A 21,491-nucleotide genomic window follows, 5' to 3' on the forward strand; every position below is an offset into this window, starting at 1 on the left:
AACGGCGAGTCAGCGGGCGGGTGGCGTGAGATTCTTGCGCCCTCGCCGGTTTTCTTTTCACCTTCTTCTCGCCGTTGTCTTTCGGAGTCCTACGCATGAGCGCACCCGCCCAACACGCCGATCATTTCCATAACCTGCACCGCGACGGCCTGCTGCTGCTGGCCAATGCCTGGGACGCCGGAACCGCGCGCCTGATCGAAAGCCTCGGCGCCAAGGCGGTCGCCACCACCAGCGCCGGCGTCGCCTGGTCGCACGGTTATCCCGACGGCGATCTGCTGCCGGTGCGGCGTTTGGTCGCGACCGTCGCCGACATCGTCCGCGCAATCCGCGTGCCGCTGACCGTCGACGTAGAAGGCGGCTATTCCGACGACCCGGCCGCGGTCGCCGAAACCGTAGCCGGCCTGATCGACGTCGGCGCGGTCGGCATCAACCTGGAAGACGGCGGCGGCGAGCCCGAGCTGCTGTGCGCGAAGATCGAACACATCAAGCGCGCCAGCGCGCGGGCCGGCGTGGCGTTGTTCGTCAACACCCGCACCGACGTGTACCTGCGCGGCCTGGCGCCGCCCGAGCGCCGCGTCGAGGAGACCCTGGCGCGCGCCGCGCGTTATCGCGCCGCCGGCGCCGACGGCCTGTTCGTGCCCGGCCTCACCGACGAGGCCCAGGTGCGCGCGATCGCCGCCGAGGCCGGCCTGCCCCTGAACCTGCTCGCCCGCCCGGCCCTGCCGGCGGCGGCCGAACTGCAGGGCTGGGGCGTGCGCCGCCTGAGCGCGGGTTCGGACATTGCCCAGTCGATGTTCGCCCACACCGCCGCGCTCGCCGGCGGTTTCCTGCGCGACGGCGATTCGGCGCCGCTCGGCGCCGACGCCATGGCGTATTCGCGGCTCAACGCGCTGTTCGCCGAGCGCTGAGCGCCGGCGCGCTTCAACGCATCAGTCCATAATCCTCGAAACGGACCTTGAACCTCAGCGCATCGTGGTACCTCGGCGGAATATCGCCCAGGTGCCGGTCGATGCGCTCGTCGTCGTCGTCGTCGAACAGATAGAACGGCAGTCCGTTCGCCGGGGTGATCTTGACGATCCGCCCCGGTCGCCCCGGCGCACGGTATTCGCGGATCACGTCGTCGCCGGCGTAACGCACGCGCACCTGCGGGTCGACCAGGGCCGCGGTCGGATCGGGAAGGCTGGCGCAGGCCGCCAGTACGGCCGCCGCCGCCAATACCGCATAGCGCATCGGGTTCTCCTTGCGATCGCACTGGACTATACGCCGCAGCAGGCACACGTCGCCTTCCGGGTAGGAGCGGCGCAAGCCGCGACCGCGACATGGCGATAACGGCGCATGCCGCAGGAAGGCGGTCGCGGCTCGCGCCGCTCTACACCTAACCGAAACCCCAGAGTCCGAGGACTAGCCGTAACCGGCTATTTCGCCGCGCCCCGGCCTGCCGTAGCGTTTACCTCAAGCCGGGCCGGCGCATCCCAACGCACGCGCCGCAACGGCCGAATGCAGGCAGTTCAATGGATGGACTACCGAGGGATGGTCATGAACGATCCGAACCGAGCGCCGGCGGACACCGCCGGATGGACCGAAGCTCAACGCGCCTTGTGGCAGCGCCTGTGCGACTACCGATTCGACGACGATTCGGACGAATTCCTGACCCGCGTCGCCACGACCGCCCTGCTCTCACTGAGCGAAGCTCGGGCGGCGCTCGACGAGTACCGCCGTTTTTGCTTCCTCGCGGTCGCCGTCGTCGATCATGTGGTCACGCCGAGCGAGCTCATCGACGAGGTCTGGCATACCCACATCGTCGATACCCGGCGTTACGAGCGCTTCTGCGCCGAGGTCCTGCAATACGAGCTGCACCACGTGCCCTCGCGCGGCGGCAGCGCCGAAACGCTGAAGCACCAGCGCCAGTACGCCGACACTCTGGACAGTTACCGGCGCTTTTTCGGCGCGCCGCCCAAGCGGTTCTGGCCCGAACCGCGCGCACCGCAAGCGCCGTCGGCGCAAGCGAGCGTCATGCCCGCCGAGCCGCGGGCATCCCGGCGGCCGATGCGTTTCGGCATGATCGCCGTCGTCGGCGCCTATGCGCTGCTGGCGCTGAGCGCGAACGAAACCAACCCGCTGCATTGGACCGGCGGCCCGTTCCTGGCCTGGTTCGTCGTGCTGATGGTCGCCGCGCTGATCGCGGGCGCCTGGCTGCGGCAACGGCTGCGCGGGCCGCGAGGCCCGGGGCCGAGCCACGAGGCCGACCGCTGGGAGCTGGCGTATCTGTCCGGCGGCAGCGACCGCGTCGCCGACGCGATCGTGGTCGAGTTGCTCGCACTCGACGCGGTCAGCCTCGAATACGACCGCAAGAAGGCGCGCGAAGCCTACCTGACCGATCGGGTGTGGTTGCGCTCGCGCTTGACCGCCGAACAGATCGAAACGCTGTCGCCGGTGCTGCGCGATGCCATGCAAGTGGTCGCCGAACAGCAGACCCTGTCGCGGATACTGTCGACATTGCGCGAACGCCACCGATCGCAGGAGCAGCGCGTACGCAGCAAAGGCTGGCTGCTGAGCCCGCGCCGACAGGCCTGGGCGGCGAGGCTGTCGGCGCTGCCCCTGGCCGCGGTCGCCGCCCTGGGGCTGTGCAAGATCATGATCGGCCTGCAACTGGATCGGCCGGTCGGGTTCCTGATCGCGCTGACCATCCTGACCGTGTTGATGGCGGTGTGTAGCGCGCTCTTGACTCAGGACCGGCCCCGCACCTGGGCCGGCGACTGGCAGTTGTACAAGGCGGCGCGACAGCGACCGGCGGATGCCTACGATCCGGCCTCGACGGTGGCACTGGCCGGCACCGCGGTCCTGATCGGCACCCCGTTCTCCGATTACGAGCAAATCCGCACCTCGTCTTCCTCGGACAGCTCGGGCGGCGGCGGTGGCGATGGAGGCGGAGACGGTGGCGGCGGTGGTGGCTGCGGCGGGGGTTGCGGCGGCTGCGGCGGCGGTTGATCGAAGCGCGGGCCCGAACCGGGTCGGCTCGCCCGCGTAGCACTGAACCATTCCGGCTCGCGCCCGCCTGGGGCGCGAGCCGGGGACGTGAGCCGGGACTGCGATGCTCCGCCGCCGCCGAGGCTTCAATCCACGTCGATCACCAGCACGCTCATCCACGGCACCGACACCACCAACCGCCCCTGCGAGAAGGCTCGGGCGGTGGCGATCTTCACCGGCGGCAGGAACTGCGCGCCGCCGGCGAAGTTGGCCGGGTCCATGCCGCGACCGTAGCGCCATGCGGTATAGGTACCGCTGCTCTTGCCGGTCAGCGCGAGCACCGCCTGCCGGTCGGTGGTCTCGGACTTGTTGATCAGGACGATTTTCTTGGCGCTGTCGGTGGCGAACACTTCCAGGTCCGGTACCGCGGTCCTCGCCGCGACCATGGTCTGGCCGTAACGCCGCGACCAGGCGCCGCCGCTCCAGGCCGACACTCCCCAATACGCCGGCAAGCGGACGTGGCGACCGCCGGGCTGATCGTTGAGACCGGTGCCGTCGCTGATCAATCCCAGCGGGCCGTTGTTGTCGGCGTATTGATAGGCGCTGCCGCCGGCGCGAAGCACGTGGCCGATCACCGAAGCGGTGTGGACGACATTGCGCGAGGTGTAGAACGAAGCGCGCCACTGCGCGTCGTAGCGGGTGTGGTAGTTGAACTCGCCGACCTGGATGGCGATGCCGTCGGCGCGCTCGCCGAAGCTCAGGTCGATCTCGTTGCGCAGCCAGGCGATCGCATCGCCGTACTGCGAGGTCGCTCCCAGGTTGCCGAGCGGCTGCCCGTCGCCGTACTTGTGGAAATCGACCACGTCGGTATCGGCATGGCTGCTGGCGAAGAACTGGCGGAAATCGCCGTACTTGTAGTCGGCCCAGGTCACCAGAGAAGGCCCTGCCAACGACAGCGGTTGCGCACTCGCCTGGCGCATCGCCAGCGCGATGTTGTGGAAACCGTCGCTGCCGTTGCCGCCTGCGATGTAATTGCCGATCCCGAAGCCGTTGTCGGGCTCGTTGCCGATGATGTAGTCGACCACCGGGCCGCCGCGCTGGCCCCCGTTGTCGTTGAAGTAACGCACCAGCGCTGCCGCATCGGCGGCGCGAATGTCGTTGTCGCCGGTGCTGCCGCCCACCGCGATCATCGGGATGCCGCCGATGCCCTTGATTCCGCGGATATAGGCCTCGCCTTCGTTGCCGCCGTGAATGCCGCCGGCCGACGAGCCGACCTGGCCGTCGCGATGGAACAGCGGCACGCGCCAGACCAGCGGCCCGAGGTCGCGCAGGTACTGGGTCCACAGTGCGCGGTTACTGCCCTTGATCAGGTTGCTGCCGCCGTCGGCATAGGTCGAGATCGTGGCGCCGAGCGAGTACTCGGAAGTCGGCTGGCCGTGCGCGGTGAAGTCGACGAAGACGTTCGCGACCGGGTCGGCCGCACTGGCGGAGAACACCGGGCCGGCCGAGAACAGGCCGGCGACGATGGCGATCAACGCGCCGCTGAGACCGCGGCGGCGGCGGGACGATGGGGGATTCGCTGGGCGGAGCATCGATGATCCTTGGTCCTTACGATACGGAGAGCGCCGGCTCCGGAAGCATCCGGACAGGCTGCGCATGCTGGGCGGCGGCCACGGCATCGTCGTGCTCGGCCACACAACCGAGGCCCGACGGATCGTGTTGCAGACGGCGCACGGCCGGAGAGCTCCGGCCGCTGCACGCCACCCCGCCCTGCTCGACTCTGCCCAGTTCGAATCGCCGGCAACATCCCCATTGCGCACGGTCTGCGATACCGCATGCACGCCTTCCAGCTGCGGCCAAGGCTAGTGGACCGCCGCAAGGGACGTCGTGATGCCCCCGGCGCTTCGGCGATCCGATACGTGTCCAGATGTGTTTTCGTGATCGCGGCTTTGTTCTGCGCGAAGCGGACGACGCCGCGCGAGCGATCGCGCTACAACCTTTCGTTCCGATTCCGCATCCGATAGGGCAGTCACCACAACGGACTCGCCGACGACTGTGTTCCGACTCTGTTTCTCGGCTGCGATCGCCAGCATCCTCGCCGTCGCGGTCGCCAGCGCGCTAGCGGCTGTTCCGACCAAGGCGTCCAAAGCGCCGGATGCGCGCTGCCACGTCGGTGCCTACCGGCTCGACGACGGCGGCATCGTCAGCGTGATGCCGTCCGACGCTCCCGGCACGTTGCGCTGGCGCCTGCTCGACGGGCGCAGCGGCAAGCTGGTGCGCGAGAACGGCGCCTGGATCAGCACTCGCGGCTGGACCGGACGGCCGGACGGCATCGAGGTAGCGTTCGGCAGCTGCGATCGGTCCCGCATCCGTTTCGACGGCCGGCGCGGCCGCAAGATCGGGTTCGACATCGCCGAGACCCGCTTCTACAGCCATGGCTTGAGCTCGCGCGGGCGTTTGATGCTGCCCCGCGGCCAGCAGCGGGTGCCGGTCGTGGTGCTGGTGCACGGTTCCGAGAACGTGTCCGGCGTCGACGCCTATTTCCAGCAGAACCTGTTCCCGTCGCAGGGCGTCGGCGTGTTCGTCTACGACAAGCGCGGCACCGGCGGGTCCGAGGGCGAGTTTTCCAAGGACTTCGACCTGTTGTCCGACGATGCCGTCGTCGCGCTCGCCTAGGCGCGCCGGCTCGGCGGCGCGCGCATCTCGCGCATCGGTTTGCATGGCAGCAGCCAGGGCGGCTGGGTCGCACCGCTCGCGGCGATGAAGACGCCGCAGGCACAGTTCGTCATGGTCGTGTTCGGCCTCGCCGACGGCGTGCTGTCGGAGGATCGCGACCAGGTCGCCGCCGACTTGCGCGCCGCCGGCTTCGCCGATTCCGAGCCCTTGGCGAAGGCGCGCCGGGTCAGCGACGCCACCGGCCTGCCCGCGGCGAGCAAGGGCCAACGCGGCTGGGACGAGTTGGAGGCGTTGCGCACGCAATACCAACACGAGCCCTGGTGGAAGGCGCTCGAGGGCGAGTACACCGGCGAGGTCGTGCGGCGGCGCCGCGGCGACGACCTGATGCAGATCGCCCTGCTCGACAGCGACGTCAGCTGGATCTTCGACCCGATGCCGGTGCTGCGAAAGCTGACCCAACCGCAGATGTGGATCCTCGGCGGCGACGACGCCGAGGCGCCTTCGCAGGAAACCCAGCGCCGCTTGAGCCAGCGCCGCTTGAGCGCGCTCGCCGCTGTGTTCGGCCAGGCCGTCGTTTCACCGATGTGTCCTGGCCGCTGCCTAATGTAAACGGCGTTTATCTGGCAAACAGGGGCCAGGAAGGGTCGATCCATGAACGGATTTTTCGCAAAGCTCGTGCTGTTGGCCGCGCTTCCCTTGGCCGCCCAGGCTGGCACCTGCAGTCGCTTCGACGCCAAGAACAGCACCGCCTACGATCCAGCCGCGAAGAAGATCACGCTGCCGTGGCGCACCGACTATCCGGCCTCGGTTCCCAACCATCCGGCTTACAGCTGGGAATCGATCAGCTTCAAGACCAGTTGGAGGCGCTACACCGATGCGGTGCTCAAGGACATCCGAGATTCGGGCATCAGCATCGACAGCGCCGGCAAGATCCGCATGCCGGCCGGTTCGCCCTGGTGGATCGCGCCCTGGATGGATTACGGCTCGAACGGGCGCGAACGCGTCAACGGCCTGACCAAGGAGCGCAGCCCCGATCCGCTGGATCTTTCGCCGACCTCGCCGGGCGGCTTCGATGTGTGGGCGATCGGTTGGTACAACAGCGAAGGCGCGGTCGGGCTCGGCAAAGTATTCGCCGACCCTTGCGATCCGCAGTTGCCTGCGCGCAATGCCCCGGGGCTGAAATTTCCCGACAAGACCGTTTCGTTCAAGATGCTGTTCTCCAACGCCACCGGCCTGGACTATCTCGATGGCGCGCCCACGGTGCTCGCCAAGATCGACAAGAACAGCCGCGCCAGGCGCCTCAAGCTGCTGCAGGTCGACATCGCCATCCGCGATCCCGACGCGGACGAAACCGAGTGGGTCATGGGCACCTTCATCTGGCAAGGACCGGCCCGCGGCGACGGCTTCCTCGACAATCTCGTGCCGGTCGGCCTGATGTGGGGCAACGATCCGAACGTGCACGATGCGAACTGGGGCGCCTGGGCGCCGATCAAGCAGAGCCGGATCAACAAGGACCTGGCCGGGGTGCTCTGGCAGGGCACGCCCGGCAGTTGGCTGCACCGGCCGTTCCCGGGCTTCCAGGGGCGCTTGAACGGACCGGCCGACAACATGCGCTCATCGTGCCTGTCCTGCCACGCCCTCGCCCAGTGGCCGCGCAACCCGACTCTGAGCATCGTGCCGACCTACCCGGTCGGCCCGAACGGCCCGCAGCCGCCGCTGAGCGAAGCGGATATCGAGAAGAACGTCAGCGACTACTTCCGCAACACCCGCGGCGGCGACCTGGTCGATCCGACGTTCCCGGCGCGGCCGCTGGATTATTCGCTGCAACTCGACGCTGGGCTGACCCGCATGTGCCAGGCCTGCAAGGAAGGCAAACTGACCGGGGCCACGCCGAAGCTGTGCGCCGAGGCGCCCACGAGGTATCGCGTCACCGCGCCGACCTGCGACCTGCCCTTGCTGCGGCGAATGTTCATGAACCGCATCGAAGACGAGCCGCCGCGACAGTAAGCCCTGCATGCTCGCGCGGCGATCGCCATCGAGATCGCCGCGCCGCAGGGCCACATCAAGCCAGTGCGAGATGCTCGGGCGCGAGCGCGGCCAGAAACCCGGTCGCATCGAAGGCTTCGCCGGCTGCGACCGTGCCGCTGCGGGTGCGGCGGCCATCGACGACCCGCTCCAACGCCTCGACGATCAGGGGCGCGCTGACCGCATAAATGTCGCGGCCCTGCGCGCTGGCATGACGCTGCGCCTCGCCCTTGCGCACCATCACCTCCACCACGAACCGCTGCGCCGAGCGTCCGCTGCTGTCGGCCGCGACCGGCGCCGGCGTGGTCGGGTCGCGCACGTCCTTGAGCGATGCGAGATTCAGGTAGGAATGCACTTCGCTCGCACGCAGATGCCTGGAAATCAGGACGATTTCGCTGAGCGGCACGCCCGCCACCTCCTGGGTACCGAACGGCGCCCGGAACGCCCAGTCCCGTGTCGGCGCCGGATCGGCCACGAAATCCAGCGCGCCCTTCGAGACCACCAAGCGCCGCGCCTTGTTGCGTTCGCCGGTCACGCGGGTGCCGTTGGTAGGGTGCCAGCTGTCCAGGCCGACCGAGATCAGGATCTCGTCGACCGCGTCCCAGTCGCCCATCGCATGAGTCGCCAGCAGGTCCGCCAGCCCGCCGTAAAAGGCCATCGCCGGCACGATCGCGATGCCGGCCGCCTTGGCCGCTACGTCGTACCGCTCGAACAAGGCCAACGCCGGCTGCTGCTCGGCCACCGTATCCAGGTAGTGCACCTTTGCACGCAATGCCGCCTCGACTACCGGGATCGCGGTATCGCTGAACGGTCCGGCGCAGTTGATCACTGCGACCGTGCCGGCCAGCGCGCGATCCAGCGACGCGGAGTCGTCGACCGAGGCGACGAAGCGATCTATCCCGGGGAAAGCGTCATCGAGTACGGCCAGGCGCTCGACGTCGCGACCGCAGGCCACCGGCACCCAGCCCCGCTCGCGCAAACGCCCGATCACGAAGCGGCCGGTATGGCCATAAGCGCCGAATACGGCGACGCGACGGTTCTGTGCCGCCTGGGAATTCGGGGCTGTTACTGGACTGATCGACATCGTGCGTTTCCGTGATGCCCGCGGATCGGGCGGGCATAGGAAACCGCGAACCATCATGTACGCGCTATCGAAATCTTTAGCTGCTCGACCGAGCCTCCTGATACCCGCAGGCGAGGCTTGGGCGGTCTGGCTCAGGCATCCCTGCAGCGCGCCCAGCCGAAGCGATCCCGCTGCGTGCCCCGGACGGCACCCGGAACAGCGCGCATCCCGGTGTGCATTGCCCGCGGCGGGACTCAGGGATACTTTATGTCGTGTACTGGCAGGAATGCGCTTCCGGCAAGGAAACGCCACAAGGATCCGTACGCATGAAACCGCTCTCGTTGATCTTCATCCGGCACGGCGAGTCCGTGTGCAATGTCGACAAGAAAAAACACCTGGAGCTGGCGGATCACGCCATCCCCCTGACCGCCACCGGCAAGCAGCAAGCTTATGCAGCCGGCGAATGGCTGGGCCGGCACTTTCTCGAGAAGAACTCGCCGACCACCAAGACCCGGTTCTGGGTATCGCCCTACGCGCGGACACGGCAAACGGCCGACGAAGTCATTCGCGGCGTCAATGCCGTCGCCGAGCTGGCCGGAGAGGACCATAAGCACAAGTTTCTATTCGACCGGAAAGAACACGTCAATCTGGTAGAGCAACAGTTCGGCCTCTTCGACGGCATTCCGGAAGAGGAATTGGCTCAACAGTTTCCTCGCGAAGCCGCCCACTACAACAAGCAGGTCGAGTTCGAAGGGAAATTCTGGGCGCGCATGCCGCTCGGCGAAAGCCGCTTCGACGTCGCGGTCCGGGTCCACCAGGCCTTCGGAACCTTTCATCGCGATTACGACAAGAGCGGCGTCAACCAGCTCGTCATCGTCAGTCACGGCGTGACCATCCGCGCCTTCCTGATGCAGTGGCTGCATCGCTCCTACGAGTGGTTCGAAGAAGAGCAAAATCCGAAGAACGCGTCGATCCGTCTGGTCCATGGGCAGACGGATCATGGCTGGGTCTTTGCGCCATGAAGACCGCGTACGACAGCCAAAGCCGAGCCTTGCCGGTCCGGCGTCTGTGCGCAAACCGCACAGCAACTGTTCGTGCAGACGGCTGGGCATTCTGCGGCCGATCTTCATCATGGCGCCTCTCCCAACGAGGCTGCTCGAATGCGAATTTCTTCTCTGATCGGATTGGCCGCGCTCGGCATCGCCGGGCTCGGCGGCATCAATGCGCAGGCGTCGAAACCGGTGTTGCATCCCACCATCCGCGCCATGGCCGGGGCCGCGCCGGTCGCGGAACTGCCAGCGGGCAAGACCGCCCTGCTCGTCATCGATTTCCAGAACGAATACTTCCCCGGCGGACGCATGCCGATCGCCGACGGCGATTCTGCGCTGCGGCAGACCCGCCGCCTGCTGGACTTTGCCGATCGCCATCGCATCCGGGTCATCCACGTGCAGCACGTGCTGCCGTCCGGCGCGCCCCTGTTCGCCGAAGGCGGCGGCACGGTCGAGTTCCATGCGGCGATGCAGCCTCGTCAGGGCGAACTGGTGGTGAAGAAGGATGCCGTCAGCGTATTCGCCGGCGCTTCCGCCACCGCCATCGAGAAGGCCTTGAAAGAGGCCGGCGCCGATACCTTGATCATCGCCGGCCTGCAGACCCACGCCTGTGTCGCCGGCGCCGCCCGCGACGCCGCCGCGCGTGGCTATCGGGTCATCGTGTCCTCCGACGCCACCGCGACCCGCAACCTCGATCTGCGCGACGGCAGCAGGGTCGGTGCCGCCCAGTTGCACGCATCGGCCCTGGCCGAAATCGAGGACACTTTCGGCGACGTGCTGAGCACCGATCGGATTCTCTCGTTGCCGGTCCACTGATACCCTTCGGCGCAGTGCCGACGACCGGAGTCGAGTGATGGATCAATTGTCGGCCATGCGCGCCTACCGAAGCATCGTCGAATCCGGCAGTTTCACCAGGGCGGCCGAACGCCTGGGCACCACCCACACCTCGGTCTCGCGCCAGCTGGGCCAGTTGGAAACCCAGCTCGGCGTGCGCCTGTTGAACCGCAACAGCCGCAACCTGACCGCCACCGAGGCCGGTGCGCAGTACTACCGCGACTGCGTCGACATCCTCGACCGGATCGACGCAGCCCGGCAGCGATTGAACACCGACCCCGAACTGCCGTCCGGTGTGCTGCGGCTCAGCCTGCCCCATGCCATCGGCGCACTCGAACAGGCGCAGTGGCTGCCCGGCTTCATGCAGCGCCATCCCAAGATCGACCTCGACCTGGCCTGCGACGACCGCATGGTCGACCTGGTCAAGGGCGGCTTCGACATGGCCATCCGCATCACCGGGCCGCTGGCCGACAGCAGCCTGGGCGCACGCGAGCTCGCTGTGTCGCAGCGAGTACTGGTGGCAGCGCCGCAGTACATCGCGGACTGCGGCCTGCCGCGCACGATCGACGACCTGCAGAGCCACCCGTTGCTGGCCTATGCCGCCGATGGTCCTACTCTGCAGCTGACCTCAAACAACGGCGAGGAAGCCGAGCTCAAGTTCGGCAGCCGGCTGCGCCTGGACTCGATCCTCGCCCTGCATGCGGCCGTCATGGCCGGCCAGGGCATCGCCGTGTTTACCCTGCTCACTGCGCAAAACGACTTGGCCGCCGGTCGCTTGCTGCGGATACTGCCACAGCATCATGCGGGCCAACGCCATTACTTCGCGCTCTACCCGCACGCGCGCCAGCTCACGCCCAAGGTCCGCGCGTTCACGGAATACATGCGGGCGCATTACGCGATGGCCCGGCAGAACAGGATCGAGTAATCTCGCACCCTGGGCGGAACTTCCGCTGTCAGGCGCGACCGTCGGCGAGCGACGGAGTTCCGGCAGTGAGCTCCCATGACACACCCGCCCCACTACCCCGCAGAACTCCAGCCGTTCGCATCCAGGTTGATGCACGAGCTGGAGCATCAAGCCCATCCGACCATCGCCGGCCCCGATCTGCTGATACGCGGCGAGCGCTTGTCCCTGCCCTCCCGACTCTATTGCGCACCTGGGCGCCTGCGATCGATCGTCGACCGCGAGACCGGCGATGCGCGCTTGCTCGCGCAGTGCCTGGGCACCCGCCACTGCGACGGTCACGTTCGCGAAAAGTACCTGCGCGACGTGCTCGGCGTCGATTGCGCCTGGGTCGCACCCTTCATCGTCCAGTTGCTGGGCGAATACGTCATCGAAATCGTCGACGCCGTCGCGATATCGCTCGGTGACGCCGTCCCGGCCCATCTGCTGGCGTTCGCGCGCGAAAACCCGGGGTTCATGGCGACCACGCGGCGAAGGGTGATCAGCTACTGGGACTGCTATCACCGTCGTCGCTACCCAAGGCTTCGCGATTACCCCGGCATGGTCGCGCTTGAAGCAATCGACGCAGCGAGATAGCCCGGCGAGTGGCCGGCGTTAACATCGCTGGCGTAAGCTTCCGAGTGCGTCCTCTACCCGTATCGGAGACCGTTATGGACAGGCAGCACGACCCGATCACCCGAGCCGAGTTCGAATCGCGCATCACCGCACTTGAAGGCCAATGCGAGGTGTACCTGCGCTACATCAAGGCATTGTTGACTGTCCTGCCGCCAGAGCAGTACGAGCTCGACGTCGTCGCAACCGCGGTGAGGGAAATCAATATGTCCGCGGAAGAGCATCCAGAACCCCTTCGGGCTGCCATGCAGACCGCGAACCAGCGGATGAACGCGCTGGAGCTGCCGCGACGCCGGTCCGGAAGCGCCGGCGGCATAGCGCGTTAGTTTCGTGACCGGCCCTGCCCGGCCTTAGTGGAAAAACGCCGCCGGGTTCGCCCGAACCCGACGCGCGATGCGGGGCTCAAGCCCCCTCATTCTTTGCCGGAAACCCTGGCCGGCAAGCGCTTGCCCGGCGTCCAGCCGCTCTGCGCCAGGAAGGCTTTCGGGTCGTCCATCTCGATGATGCGTTTGAGCGCGGCCTTGCGATCCTTCGATCCCAGGTAATAAGCCTTGACGATCCGGTACCCCACCCAATAGCCCAGGTCGTAGGGCTGGTCCGGGCCGGTGAAATTCGAGAGCCAGGCCGACGACTCGGTGCCGTCCATATCGCGGACGAAAGCCTTCTCGATCTCGGCCTCCTTGCCGCGGGTCCACTCGGCGTGGCGCCCGTTGCCAACGTTGCCGGAGGTCAACTCGGCAACGAACTCGGCCACGCCCTCCGCCAAGGCGACGCGCAACACGGTCGCGTTCGGGTCGCCCTCCGCGAACTCGGTCGGCGCCGTTTGCTGGATGTGGGCGTACTCGTGAGCGATGACGTGGACGAAGCGGTCTTCCGCATCGGGGTTCATGAATTCAGCCGAACACAAGGCTTCCAGACCGATGGTGAGCCCGTTCGGATCGCCCATGCCGACCGGCCGTCCGCGGCCGACCACGATGGCCACCGGCGGAAACCGCGCCCCCGGGTACAAGTCCGCGAGCTTGTCGAGGGCCGAAGCGACCCGCTGCTTCACCGCCGGCAGTTTGACCAGACACTCCTTCGCCTTCGCATACACGGCCGGGTCCTTGACTAGACGGTCGGCGATGCTCTGCGCGGTCACCCGCCTGGCCTTGGCGAACTCGCCCAGGCTTCGCGTGCCCTTGGCCAGATAATCCTTCTCGATCTGCTCCACCATCGGCCGGCCGCCGGTGGCGTCGTACAGCGCATAGAAGCGCGTGACGTCTTCGGTCAGGATTTCGGGTTCCGGCCTGGGCGCGGCCTCGGCGAAGGCGGTCGCAGCAAGCAAGGACAAAACCACAGCGCAGCGCGGCAATTTGAGCACGATCTCGATCCTGAGGCTGGCAGCCGGACATGCCCGACGGCTGGTCGCCGCCTCTGAAGCCTGGACTGCTGCTGATGGGATGACGCGCTCGAAGTCTGCTGCCCGGGCGCGCCGATACGCACATCACCTCATACCCTGGCGCCGTTCAAAAGTGACGACAGTCACCCCCTCCCCGCATCCGGAGGGCAGTCTTTCAGCACGCTCATGCGCCGCCAGGGCTCGAAGCGCGAGCGATAGACGCTTGATCCGACAGCGCTGGCCAGCCGTTGCAAACGCGGCGCCAGGCTGCATGACACCATGCCCATGCATCCGCGCCAGCAGCGTTCACTCCTGCGCCAGCTCGGTCAACAAGCGGCGGCCCTGCCCCAGCAACTGCGGCTCGTCATCGGCGAACGCATCCGCGCCGGGCCCTGCGGTGGCCTCGTCCTGCAACCACGGCGCTTGCTGGCGGGGGCCGGGAACATAGACCTCCCACTGTCCGTATTTGACGGGTTTCCGACCAGGCTGGACATATTCGACCGGGATGCGAGCCGTCCAAGGGCCTGACGCCCCATCTTTCTTCTGCAACTCGAACTTCCAGCGTTTGGCCGCACTGACCGCCGAGCGCGCGAACTCCTCGCGAATCCGCTGCATTTTCTTCTCTTCGGCAACCACGCTCAAGTTGATCTGCTCGGCGAACACGTCCTGCGCTTCACCCGCCTCGCCGACGCGCACCAACACGTACACCGTACCCGCGGCGTTCGTGCCTTCCAACGCGCTCGGATAGCTCGGCGGAGGAAGCGATCGCGCCCTCAAGACAGCGCCCGGATCGGGGGCGGCGAAATTCGCGCTCCGCATCGTCAACTGATAATTACCGTCGGCCTGTTTGCGGCCGACGACACGAACCGACATATTCAACGCCTCGACTGCCTCCTTGCCGGCAGCGGCCGGCTCGAACCGCCAAGTCGGCACCGTGTGCTGCACGATCTCGACCACGCCCCTCGGCAGCTCACTCGTCTTGTCCAAATCGAGGCCTTCGACACTGCCATCGGCCTTGATACGGATCTTGCCGGTGACCACCATGCTCATCTCCGAGCGCGCACGCACTTCGTCGACTTCCCTTTTCCCCGCGACCGTGGCGCCGCTCAAGGTAAACAGCGCCACCGCTGCAATGGCTGCAAATTTCATTCGATAGCTCCTGGGCCATTTCCATTCGATGCCTGCGACGCAGCGCATCGACAGACCCGGCACGGCCGAGCCTGCCCGGAGATTACGAATACAGCGGTGAATCGGCGGCAACAGAATCACAGTTGCGCGGAGGATGCGAAATCGACTGCGGAATGTGCTCCGTGCGCCAAAAACAATACAACGCGAGGTTTATCGGAGAATCCAGCCCCCTTCATCAGCTGTAAAATGAGCCATCGCCCCAGTAGGAACGAGACACTGCATGGACTGCACAACGCCCCCTGTCCCGCAGCGCCTGCGCGACATGCTCAAGGACTATCCCGACCTGATAGAAGCACTCGCCGGCACGCTTAAAACCGCGGCGAGCAGTCCCCGTGGCAACCCGCCGTTCGAGATAACGCTCTGGGCACTGGAGGACATACTCAGCCGCTTCATCAGCGACGCCCGTGATGAACTCACGGCAGCCGAGGCCGGCGGCGATCCGCAAGCAATCCGGCGTGCCGATGACAAGTTGAACCTGATGTTCCGCGCTCGCTCGCCCAACATCGGCCTGGGCGATCTCAATGAATTATGGGCCTACTTCGCGGACTAACCGAGACCCGAGCAGCGCGCTGGACTCGCTAACCGATGGATGTCCTGGCCTCTTGGAACTCTCACCTAAACGCCTTGCGCCGTATAGGCCGTTTAAACGAGATTGATCGAGAGGCAACCTCAGAATTCCAGCCGCATCTCTCCTGACCTGCATTTACGATATTGGCCGGTTCTGGCGCCATTGCACGTAGCTCAAGCTGACGGCATCCGCTGTCGCTCAGGGGGAAATGCAATGCGTGCACTAATTGGCTTGCTAGCGATCATCGCTATTACAGGTTGCGCAACCACTAAGGACTGGGCTGCAACTGGAGGCAGCCGAGCGGACGGCGTGGTCCGGCTGTCATATGAAGTAGGCGAACTCGAGAGGCCTCAGCTGAGCGATAGTCAGGCGCAAGCCTTGGCATCGCAGCGATGCGCCACTTGGGGATATTCAGGAGCCGAAGCGTTTGGCGGCGTTACTCGCCAGTGCAATCAATTCGGCGGATTCGGAGGGTGTGCCCGCTGGATGGTCACTAAGGAATTCCAATGCACGGGCACAGGATCCGCGCAACAAGTCGTGACTCATCCCGTCCCCCAGAGTGGTTTAACCACACAACTCGCGCTCAGCACGACAGCCGAGCCTGCCGTGACGCCTTCCCTTCCGAGTCAGCCCGCCGGGCAGGGCTACCAAGCCGCTCTACGTTTTGCTGCAGAGCGCGGCTGCGGCGGAAATGTCTCTGTCGTCAGCGGGAACGTCTATAAGGCGACCTGCGCGTCAACCGGGCGCTCATTGGTGATGCAGTGCCAAGGACAGACTTGCACGCAGGTGAATTGATTGCTCGTTGTAAAGAGGCCGTACGATGAAAACTGAAGACTCCGATCTAATTTTATTCCAAACGACTGTTGCAGGCGCAGATCGTGGATATCGATCGCTTGATTCATTTGTCAGCTGGCTCACAGGCGGCACTGCCGCCGTATTCGGACTCCTCGTAGCAAACATTGACAAGCTTTCGAACCAGATCAGTGCCGACGAGCTCAGCATCATTATCCCCCGACTTGCCTTCGCCTTTGCTTTAGTTTTGCTGGCGAAATTTCTCGGCAGCCTAATTTGCACGAAGGCTGGAGCACTTGAGAAAGCGCTGGAGATATCTGAAGCATGGACGAGGGCCGGAAAATACTGGCCGAATGATCAATCGATGCTCCTCGCACGTGAAAGAGCTTTTCCATTCCCTCTAAAGTGGTGGCTCAAGATTTTCCCTCCATATCTGATCAAGCAAACGAACAGAACGCTCTGGAGTCTAATGATCGCAGGCTTCAGTTCGCTAATCGCCACCGGTCTCGTACTTACCACCTGGATTGAATTGTCGGCAACGCTTTGAGCTGCATGACGGCTCTGGCGTCGCCATGAAATTCACCGCGGTCTGCTTGGCACCAAAGTGGCGGAGAGAGTGGGATTCGAACCCACGGAAGGTTTGACCCTTCGGCGGTTTTCAAGACCGCTGCCTTAAACCACTCGGCCATCTCTCCGTTGAGGTCTTGCGGCGACGGTCCTTGGGTCCGTCGCGGGCGGTTCCTTGCGAACCGCCCTGGGCGCCCAGTCTTGCACCGGGCGCGGGGCATTCTCTCATGCCGCGGCGGTTTCGCCGACAGCCGTGGCCCTGTACCGGCCTGCCCTTACGCCGCCGGAGCGGACACCTTCACCGGCTTGTCGTGCTTCTTGTCGTGGCGGGCGATGCCGTCGGGGCACGGGATGCCCTTGATGTCGCTGCACTGCAGGCGCGCGGACTCGACCAGGGACGGGGCCTTCTCGGCCAGGAAGTCGATGAACACGCGCACCGCGGGCAGCAGGCCGCGGCGCGAGGCGAACACGGCGTGGAAGATGCCCTGCGGCAGGCGCCAGTTCGGCAGCACCACCTCCAGGTCGCCGCGGCGCACGGCCTCGGCGCAGACGGTCTCGGGCAGCAGGGTGATGCCCACGCCCTGCTCGGCCAGCGCCATCAGCATCGGGAAGTCGAAGCCCATCACCCGCGGCTTGAGCTCGACCCGGCGCACTTCGCCGTCGGGGCCGTGCAGTTCCCAGCGCTGGCGGGCGTCGTCTTCGCTGATGCTCAGGGTGACGTGGTCGGACAGTTCGTCGGGGTTGCTCGGGCGGCCCATGCGGGTCAGGTACTTCGGGCTGGCGACCAGCAGTTCCTGGATCTGGCCGAAGCTGCGCATGACCAGGCTGCCGTCGTCGTCGAGCTTGGAGCGCACGCGCAGGGCCACGTCGACGCCTTCGTTGATGATGTCGACGCGGCGGTTGCTGACGTTCAACTGCACCCGCACCTGCGGGTACTTGGCGAGGAATTCGGGCAGCAGCTTGGGGATCTGCTGTTGCGCCAGACCGACCGGCACGCTGACCCGGATCACCCCGCGCGGTTCGGCGCTGAGGCGGTCGACGACTTCGCGCGCGGCCTGGGCCTCGGCCAGCATCGATTGCGCATGCCGGTAGACGCTGTTGCCGACTTCGGTGACGGCGAAGCGGCGGGTAGAACGCTGCAGCAGGCGCACGCCCAGGTCGGTCTCGAGCTGGCTGATGCGGCGGCTCAGGCGCGACTTCGGAATGCCCAGCGCGCGTTCGGCGGCGGCGAAGCCGGCGTGGTCGACGACCATCGCGAAGTAATACAGGTCGTTCAAATCGTGCATGACGATAGTTCCAATATTAGAACAATAAGTGGTATTGAAGCATCTTTATCCCACCGAAGCAACGATACAGACTTTGCTCCAACGCGGCGACGCCCGCATTACCGGCTCCGACCGAGCCACCGAGGTCCACCATGAAGCTGTTGCATATCGATTCGAGCGCCCTGGGCGCCCATTCCGTGACCCGTGAGCTTAGCGCGGCGGTGGCGGCGCGTTGGCACGACGAGGTGCCGGGCCTGACGATCGACTACCGCGACCTGGATGCCGACCCGATCCCGCATCTTACCGGCCGTTCGCTGGCCAAGGCCGATCCGGCCGAAGCCGAGGAGTCGGAACGCATCCTGCAACAATTCCTGGCGGCCGACGTGATCGTCCTTGGCGCCCCGATGTACAACTTCGGCATTCCTTCGACCCTGAAGGCCTGGGTGGACCGCATCGCGGTCGCTGGCAAGACCTTCCGCTACACCGAGGCCGGCCCTGAGGGCCTGGCCACCGGCAAGCGGGCGATCGTGGCCAGCGGCCGGGGCGGCATCCACACCGATGCGCCGAGCGATTTTCAAGAGACCTACCTGCGTCACGTACTCGGATTCATCGGCGTGACGGATGTCGAGTTCGTGCGTGCGGAAGGTGTGGCCTACTCGCCTCAGCATCGTGCCGACGCGCTCGCTGCGGCGCACGCATCGATTCCGGTGCCCCTGCGCCAGGCCGCGTAAGTCTTCGCGATCGAGTCTGCCCCGCCCCAACCGTGTAGCTCCAAGTCCGACGCTTCCTCCCCCCGCGTCGGAATTAGCCGGGTCCTGACAGGCCCGGCTTTTTTCTTGGGCGATCGAGAATCAGGACGAGACGGGGGCTACGGCGACGCCGCGAGCGCGCACCACGAGCCATCGGCTCAGGCAGTAACTGACGCCGAGGGCAACCAGCCCGCCGACCGGCATGGCGATGAACATCGTCAGCCACGGCAGGCCCTGGAAATCGCCGGTGAGATAGGACGGGACGTACATGGTCAGCCACAGTGCGCCGAACCCCACCACGCTGCCGACGATCACGCCGACCGCGGCTCTCGCGGCCACGGCCCCTCCCGACAACGGCACGGGGCGTTTGCGGTTGCGGCCGACCAACATCGCGTATTGCAGGGCGAAAAAGCCGATCAAAGCCGGCCCGAGCATCGTCGCGACGCTGAAGTAGTAATCGAGTGCTTCGGCGTCGAGGATCATCTGCCTGCCTGCCTTCCTTGCGACGCGGCGGACGATCAGCTCAGCACTTCGACGCCGCCCATGTAGCGGCGCAGCGCCTCGGGCACGGTGATCGAGCCGTCGGCGTTCTGGTAGTTCTCCATGACCGCGATCATGGCGCGGCCGACGGCGACGCCGGAGCCGTTGAGGGTGTGGGCGAGCTCGGGCTTGCCGGTGGCCGGGTTGCGCCAGCGCGCCTGCATGCGGCGGGCCTGGAAGGCCTCGCAGTTCGAGCAGGAGGAAATCTCGCGGTAGGTGTTCTGGCTCGGCAGCCAGACTTCCAGGTCGTAGGTCTTGGTCGCGGCGAAGCCCATGTCGCCGGTGCACAGCAGCATGCGCTTGTACGGCAGGCCGAGGGTCTCGAGCACGACCTCGGCGCAGCGGGTCATGCGCTCGTGTTCGTCGTAGCTTTCGTCCGGGCGCGCGATGCTGACCAGTTCGACCTTCTCGAACTGGTGCTGGCGGATCATGCCGCGGGTGTCGCGGCCGTGGCTGCCGGCTTCGGCGCGGAAACACATCGAGTGCGCGGTCATGCGCAACGGCAGCGCGGCGTCTTCGACGATCTCGTCGCGGACGATGTTGGTCAGCGGCACTTCCGAGGTCGGGATCAGGTAACGCTTGCTCGCCGCTTCGCCCTCGCCGACCACGGTCGCGAACAGGTCGTCCTCGAACTTGGGCAACTGGCCGGTGCCGCGCATCGAGTCGGCGTTGACCAGCAGAGGCACGCTGGTTTCCTGGTAGCCGTGCTGCTCGGTGTGCAGGTCGATCATGAACTGGGCCAGGGCGCGGTGCAGCCGGGCCAGTCCGCCGCGCAGCACGGTGAAGCGCGCGCCCGACAGCTTGGCGGCGGTGTCGCCGTCGAGCCAGCCGTTGCGGGCGCCGAGTTCGACGTGGTCCTTGACCTCGAAGTCGAACGTGCGCGGGCTGCCCCAACGGTGGATCTCGACGTTGTCGGCCTCGTCCTTGCCGGCCGGCACCGAGGCGTGCGGCAGGTTCGGGATGCCGAGCGCGATCGCTTCGATCTCGGCCTTGATCGCATCCAGGCGCGCTTCGCTGGCCTTGAGCTCGTCGCCGAACGCGGCGACCTCGGCCATCAGCGGCGCGACGTCCTCGCCCTTGGCCTTGGCCTGGCCGATCGCCTTGGAGCGCGTATTGCGCAGGTTCTGCAGCTCCTGGGTGCGCACCTGGATCTGCTTGCGCTCGCTCTCCAGCGATTCCAGCACGGCCGGGTCGAGGACGTAGCCGCGCGTTTCGCGCAGGCGTGCGGCGAGTTCGGCGGGCTGTTGGCGCAGCAGGGTCGGATCGAGCATGGCGTAGCCGGTCGCAGTGGCGAGAAGAACCGCAGATTATCGCGTCAGTCGGCGGTTTTCGCGAACCTCGTAGTTGCCCGAGCCGGTCGATCGCGGGCCGGCGAGGGCCGAACCGGGGCCGGATCGCAGGCCGCGGGCGACGCTTTCGGGCGTTTCGTTGCAGAATGCGGCCCAACGCACATTCGGACCGCCCATGTCGACCACGCCCCCCGCTTCGTCGCGCCGCTTCTTCGATTTCGCCGCCTGGCGCCCCTCGGGCAAGGCCTGGCTGTTGATATTGGGGGCGTTCGCCATCGGCCTGGGCCTGTTCGCGTGGGTGTGGTCGAGCAACCGCAACAACAGCGACGACTTCTACCGCGCCGACGGCGCGCTGCCGGCCGGCGCCACGCCGCAGTACGCGCCCCTGCCGGCGCCGGCCGGGACCGGCGGCGAAGGCGTCGCCCCGGACGCGCAGCAGTCGCCGCAGGCCGCGGCGCCGGGGCAGGACGAAGAGCGCGCCGAACTGGTCGAGAACCCGAACCCGCCGGCGCCGCCGCAAACCATGCCGAGCGCGCAGCCGGCCGCGCCGGCCGCGTCCGCCGCCGCGCAGACCCCGGCTGCGCCGCTGCCCGGCAATCGCCCGCCGCAGTACCCGGCGCAGGCCCTGCGCCGCGGCGAAGGCGGCACGGTGCGGATCCGGGTGTCGGTCGACGAACAGGGGGCGACCGGCGATGTGCAGATCGTCGAAGGCAGCGGTTCGCGCCTGCTCGATCGCGCGGCGGTGTCCGCCGTGCGCCACTGGCGCTTCCGTCCGGCGATGCGCAACGGCCGCCCGGTCGCCGATGCGGTGATCGTGCCGATCACCTTCAACGCCAACCAGTGATTCAAGTAGTGATCCGTGTCTGCAATGCGCAGCCCGGCTGACGCTCGCCTGACTTCTTTACCTTCCGTTCACCGCAGGCTAACGAGCGCGCTTGGAAGCTCGGCGCGCGCTTTCGCCTTCGAAA

23 protein-coding genes and 1 tRNA gene are annotated in these 21,491 nt (G+C 66.4%); 15 read left to right on the forward strand and 9 right to left on the reverse strand.

All coding sequences use genetic code 11. The features are described from left to right. Nucleotides 1-95 precede the first annotated feature (95 nt). Nucleotides 96-908, forward strand: coding sequence for an isocitrate lyase/PEP mutase family protein (locus AC6CH2_RS04240; protein WP_498268056.1), 813 nt, complete (start codon nt 96-98; stop codon nt 906-908). 13 nt (nt 909-921) lie between these two features. On the opposite strand, the gene AC6CH2_RS04245 is transcribed toward AC6CH2_RS04240, so the two are convergent. After that, the gene (locus AC6CH2_RS04245) at nt 922-1,230 is read right to left on the reverse strand and encodes a DUF2782 domain-containing protein (RefSeq protein WP_498268057.1); all 309 of its coding nucleotides are present in this window, start codon (nt 1,228-1,230) and stop codon (nt 922-924) included. Nucleotides 1,231-1,536: 306 nt separating this feature from the next. Here AC6CH2_RS04245 and AC6CH2_RS04250 point away from each other — a divergent pair, with 306 nt between their 5' ends. Beyond that, complete coding sequence (locus AC6CH2_RS04250; protein ID WP_498268058.1) at nt 1,537-2,988, forward strand: TIGR04222 domain-containing membrane protein; 1,452 nt, start codon at nt 1,537-1,539, stop codon at nt 2,986-2,988. Between the two features lie 125 nt (nt 2,989-3,113). On the opposite strand, the gene AC6CH2_RS04255 is transcribed toward AC6CH2_RS04250, so the two are convergent. Further along, entirely contained in the window at nt 3,114-4,559 is a 1,446-nt protein-coding gene (locus tag AC6CH2_RS04255) for a hypothetical protein (protein ID WP_498268059.1), read from the reverse strand. Nucleotides 4,560-5,022: 463 nt separating this feature from the next. Here AC6CH2_RS04255 and AC6CH2_RS04260 point away from each other — a divergent pair, with 463 nt between their 5' ends. Genes AC6CH2_RS04260 through AC6CH2_RS04270 form a run of 3 tightly spaced genes read left to right on the forward strand, consistent with a single transcriptional unit; the run spans nt 5,023 to nt 7,650 of the window. Beyond that, nucleotides 5,023-5,643 carry an alpha/beta hydrolase family protein gene (locus tag AC6CH2_RS04260; RefSeq protein WP_498268060.1) on the forward strand — a complete coding sequence of 207 codons (621 nt, stop codon included), beginning with the start codon at nt 5,023-5,025 and terminating at the stop codon, nt 5,641-5,643. 39 nt (nt 5,644-5,682) lie between these two features. Further along, on the forward strand, nt 5,683-6,252 hold the full coding sequence (locus AC6CH2_RS04265) for a hypothetical protein (protein ID WP_498268061.1): 570 nt from the start codon (nt 5,683-5,685) through the stop codon (nt 6,250-6,252). Between the two features lie 42 nt (nt 6,253-6,294). Continuing rightward, the gene (locus AC6CH2_RS04270; protein WP_498268062.1) at nt 6,295-7,650 is read left to right on the forward strand and encodes a hypothetical protein; all 1,356 of its coding nucleotides are present in this window, start codon (nt 6,295-6,297) and stop codon (nt 7,648-7,650) included. 55 nt (nt 7,651-7,705) lie between these two features. Here AC6CH2_RS04270 and AC6CH2_RS04275 read toward each other — a convergent pair whose 3' ends face one another. Beyond that, nucleotides 7,706-8,752, reverse strand: a complete 1,047-nt coding sequence (locus tag AC6CH2_RS04275; RefSeq protein WP_498268063.1) for a saccharopine dehydrogenase family protein — start codon at nt 8,750-8,752, stop codon at nt 7,706-7,708. Between the two features lie 305 nt (nt 8,753-9,057). Here AC6CH2_RS04275 and AC6CH2_RS04280 point away from each other — a divergent pair, with 305 nt between their 5' ends. From AC6CH2_RS04280 to AC6CH2_RS04300, 5 genes are all read left to right on the forward strand, one after another. Continuing rightward, nucleotides 9,058-9,753 (forward strand): histidine phosphatase family protein, encoded by a 696-nt coding sequence (locus AC6CH2_RS04280; protein ID WP_498268064.1) that lies wholly within the window; start codon nt 9,058-9,060, stop codon nt 9,751-9,753. Nucleotides 9,754-9,891: 138 nt separating this feature from the next. Next, the gene (locus tag AC6CH2_RS04285; protein WP_498268065.1) at nt 9,892-10,596 is read left to right on the forward strand and encodes a cysteine hydrolase family protein; all 705 of its coding nucleotides are present in this window, start codon (nt 9,892-9,894) and stop codon (nt 10,594-10,596) included. 37 nt (nt 10,597-10,633) lie between these two features. Further along, nucleotides 10,634-11,539, forward strand: a complete 906-nt coding sequence (locus AC6CH2_RS04290; RefSeq protein WP_498268066.1) for a LysR family transcriptional regulator — start codon at nt 10,634-10,636, stop codon at nt 11,537-11,539. Nucleotides 11,540-11,668: 129 nt separating this feature from the next. Continuing rightward, a complete protein-coding gene (locus AC6CH2_RS04295; protein WP_498268067.1) occupies nt 11,669-12,151 on the forward strand; it encodes a hypothetical protein in 483 nt (160 codons plus the stop codon). 74 nt (nt 12,152-12,225) lie between these two features. Next, nucleotides 12,226-12,513, forward strand: coding sequence for a hypothetical protein (locus AC6CH2_RS04300; RefSeq protein WP_498268068.1), 288 nt, complete (start codon nt 12,226-12,228; stop codon nt 12,511-12,513). A gap of 86 nt (nt 12,514-12,599) precedes the next feature. On the opposite strand, the gene AC6CH2_RS04305 is transcribed toward AC6CH2_RS04300, so the two are convergent. Both AC6CH2_RS04305 and AC6CH2_RS04310 read right to left on the reverse strand, forming a co-directional pair. Then, nucleotides 12,600-13,547 carry a DUF2268 domain-containing putative Zn-dependent protease gene (locus AC6CH2_RS04305; RefSeq protein ID WP_498268069.1) on the reverse strand — a complete coding sequence of 316 codons (948 nt, stop codon included), beginning with the start codon at nt 13,545-13,547 and terminating at the stop codon, nt 12,600-12,602. Between the two features lie 324 nt (nt 13,548-13,871). Then, a complete protein-coding gene (locus AC6CH2_RS04310) occupies nt 13,872-14,714 on the reverse strand; it encodes an energy transducer TonB (RefSeq protein ID WP_498268070.1) in 843 nt (280 codons plus the stop codon). A 259-nt stretch (nt 14,715-14,973) separates the two neighbouring features. Here AC6CH2_RS04310 and AC6CH2_RS04315 point away from each other — a divergent pair, with 259 nt between their 5' ends. From AC6CH2_RS04315 to AC6CH2_RS04325, 3 genes are all read left to right on the forward strand, one after another. Continuing rightward, nucleotides 14,974-15,303, forward strand: a complete 330-nt coding sequence (locus AC6CH2_RS04315; protein WP_498268071.1) for a hypothetical protein — start codon at nt 14,974-14,976, stop codon at nt 15,301-15,303. Nucleotides 15,304-15,534: 231 nt separating this feature from the next. Then, nucleotides 15,535-16,116 (forward strand): YecR family lipoprotein, encoded by a 582-nt coding sequence (gene yecR / locus AC6CH2_RS04320; protein WP_498268072.1) that lies wholly within the window; start codon nt 15,535-15,537, stop codon nt 16,114-16,116. 25 nt (nt 16,117-16,141) lie between these two features. Further along, nucleotides 16,142-16,660 carry a hypothetical protein gene (locus AC6CH2_RS04325; protein ID WP_498268073.1) on the forward strand — a complete coding sequence of 173 codons (519 nt, stop codon included), beginning with the start codon at nt 16,142-16,144 and terminating at the stop codon, nt 16,658-16,660. 58 nt (nt 16,661-16,718) lie between these two features. On the opposite strand, the gene AC6CH2_RS04330 is transcribed toward AC6CH2_RS04325, so the two are convergent. Beyond that, a tRNA-Ser gene (locus AC6CH2_RS04330) sits at nt 16,719-16,808 on the reverse strand. A 147-nt stretch (nt 16,809-16,955) separates the two neighbouring features. After that, on the reverse strand, nt 16,956-17,981 hold the full coding sequence (locus AC6CH2_RS04335) for a LysR family transcriptional regulator (protein ID WP_435396346.1): 1,026 nt from the start codon (nt 17,979-17,981) through the stop codon (nt 16,956-16,958). Between the two features lie 116 nt (nt 17,982-18,097). On the opposite strand from AC6CH2_RS04335, the gene AC6CH2_RS04340 reads away from it, so the two are divergent. Further along, nucleotides 18,098-18,676, forward strand: a complete 579-nt coding sequence (locus AC6CH2_RS04340; protein WP_498268074.1) for an FMN-dependent NADH-azoreductase — start codon at nt 18,098-18,100, stop codon at nt 18,674-18,676. A 120-nt stretch (nt 18,677-18,796) separates the two neighbouring features. Here AC6CH2_RS04340 and AC6CH2_RS04345 read toward each other — a convergent pair whose 3' ends face one another. Then, a complete protein-coding gene (locus AC6CH2_RS04345; RefSeq protein ID WP_498268075.1) occupies nt 18,797-19,177 on the reverse strand; it encodes a hypothetical protein in 381 nt (126 codons plus the stop codon). 35 nt (nt 19,178-19,212) lie between these two features. Then, on the reverse strand, nt 19,213-20,505 hold the full coding sequence (gene serS / locus AC6CH2_RS04350) for a serine--tRNA ligase (protein ID WP_498268076.1): 1,293 nt from the start codon (nt 20,503-20,505) through the stop codon (nt 19,213-19,215). Between the two features lie 193 nt (nt 20,506-20,698). On the opposite strand from serS, the gene AC6CH2_RS04355 reads away from it, so the two are divergent. After that, nucleotides 20,699-21,367, forward strand: coding sequence for an energy transducer TonB (locus tag AC6CH2_RS04355; RefSeq protein WP_498268077.1), 669 nt, complete (start codon nt 20,699-20,701; stop codon nt 21,365-21,367). Nucleotides 21,368-21,491 lie beyond the last annotated feature (124 nt).

It is taken from the genome of Lysobacter sp. GQ73 (genome assembly GCF_059758755.1).

Bases quoted from the DNA above. Each gene is read 5' to 3' on its own strand.
- AC6CH2_RS04295 (WP_498268067.1), top strand. From the start codon at position 11,669: ATGCACGAGCTGGAGCATCAAGCCCATCCGACCATCGCCGGCCCCGAT.
- yecR (WP_498268072.1), top strand. From the start codon at position 15,535: ATGCGTGCACTAATTGGCTTGCTAGCGATCATCGCTATTACAGGTTGC.
- AC6CH2_RS04300 (WP_498268068.1), top strand. From the start codon at position 12,226: ATGGACAGGCAGCACGACCCGATCACCCGAGCCGAGTTCGAATCGCGC.
- AC6CH2_RS04345 (WP_498268075.1), bottom strand. From the start codon at position 19,177: ATGATCCTCGACGCCGAAGCACTCGATTACTACTTCAGCGTCGCGACG.
- AC6CH2_RS04245 (WP_498268057.1), bottom strand. From the start codon at position 1,230: ATGCGCTATGCGGTATTGGCGGCGGCGGCCGTACTGGCGGCCTGCGCC.
- AC6CH2_RS04315 (WP_498268071.1), top strand. From the start codon at position 14,974: ATGGACTGCACAACGCCCCCTGTCCCGCAGCGCCTGCGCGACATGCTC.
- serS (WP_498268076.1), bottom strand. From the start codon at position 20,505: ATGCTCGATCCGACCCTGCTGCGCCAACAGCCCGCCGAACTCGCCGCA.
- AC6CH2_RS04270 (WP_498268062.1), top strand. From the start codon at position 6,295: ATGAACGGATTTTTCGCAAAGCTCGTGCTGTTGGCCGCGCTTCCCTTG.
- AC6CH2_RS04325 (WP_498268073.1), top strand. From the start codon at position 16,142: ATGAAAACTGAAGACTCCGATCTAATTTTATTCCAAACGACTGTTGCA.
- AC6CH2_RS04290 (WP_498268066.1), top strand. From the start codon at position 10,634: ATGGATCAATTGTCGGCCATGCGCGCCTACCGAAGCATCGTCGAATCC.
- AC6CH2_RS04310 (WP_498268070.1), bottom strand. From the start codon at position 14,714: ATGAAATTTGCAGCCATTGCAGCGGTGGCGCTGTTTACCTTGAGCGGC.
- AC6CH2_RS04255 (WP_498268059.1), bottom strand. From the start codon at position 4,559: ATGCTCCGCCCAGCGAATCCCCCATCGTCCCGCCGCCGCCGCGGTCTC.
- AC6CH2_RS04240 (WP_498268056.1), top strand. From the start codon at position 96: ATGAGCGCACCCGCCCAACACGCCGATCATTTCCATAACCTGCACCGC.
- AC6CH2_RS04285 (WP_498268065.1), top strand. From the start codon at position 9,892: ATGCGAATTTCTTCTCTGATCGGATTGGCCGCGCTCGGCATCGCCGGG.
- AC6CH2_RS04280 (WP_498268064.1), top strand. From the start codon at position 9,058: ATGAAACCGCTCTCGTTGATCTTCATCCGGCACGGCGAGTCCGTGTGC.
- AC6CH2_RS04250 (WP_498268058.1), top strand. From the start codon at position 1,537: ATGAACGATCCGAACCGAGCGCCGGCGGACACCGCCGGATGGACCGAA.
- AC6CH2_RS04275 (WP_498268063.1), bottom strand. From the start codon at position 8,752: ATGTCGATCAGTCCAGTAACAGCCCCGAATTCCCAGGCGGCACAGAAC.
- AC6CH2_RS04340 (WP_498268074.1), top strand. From the start codon at position 18,098: ATGAAGCTGTTGCATATCGATTCGAGCGCCCTGGGCGCCCATTCCGTG.
- AC6CH2_RS04355 (WP_498268077.1), top strand. From the start codon at position 20,699: ATGTCGACCACGCCCCCCGCTTCGTCGCGCCGCTTCTTCGATTTCGCC.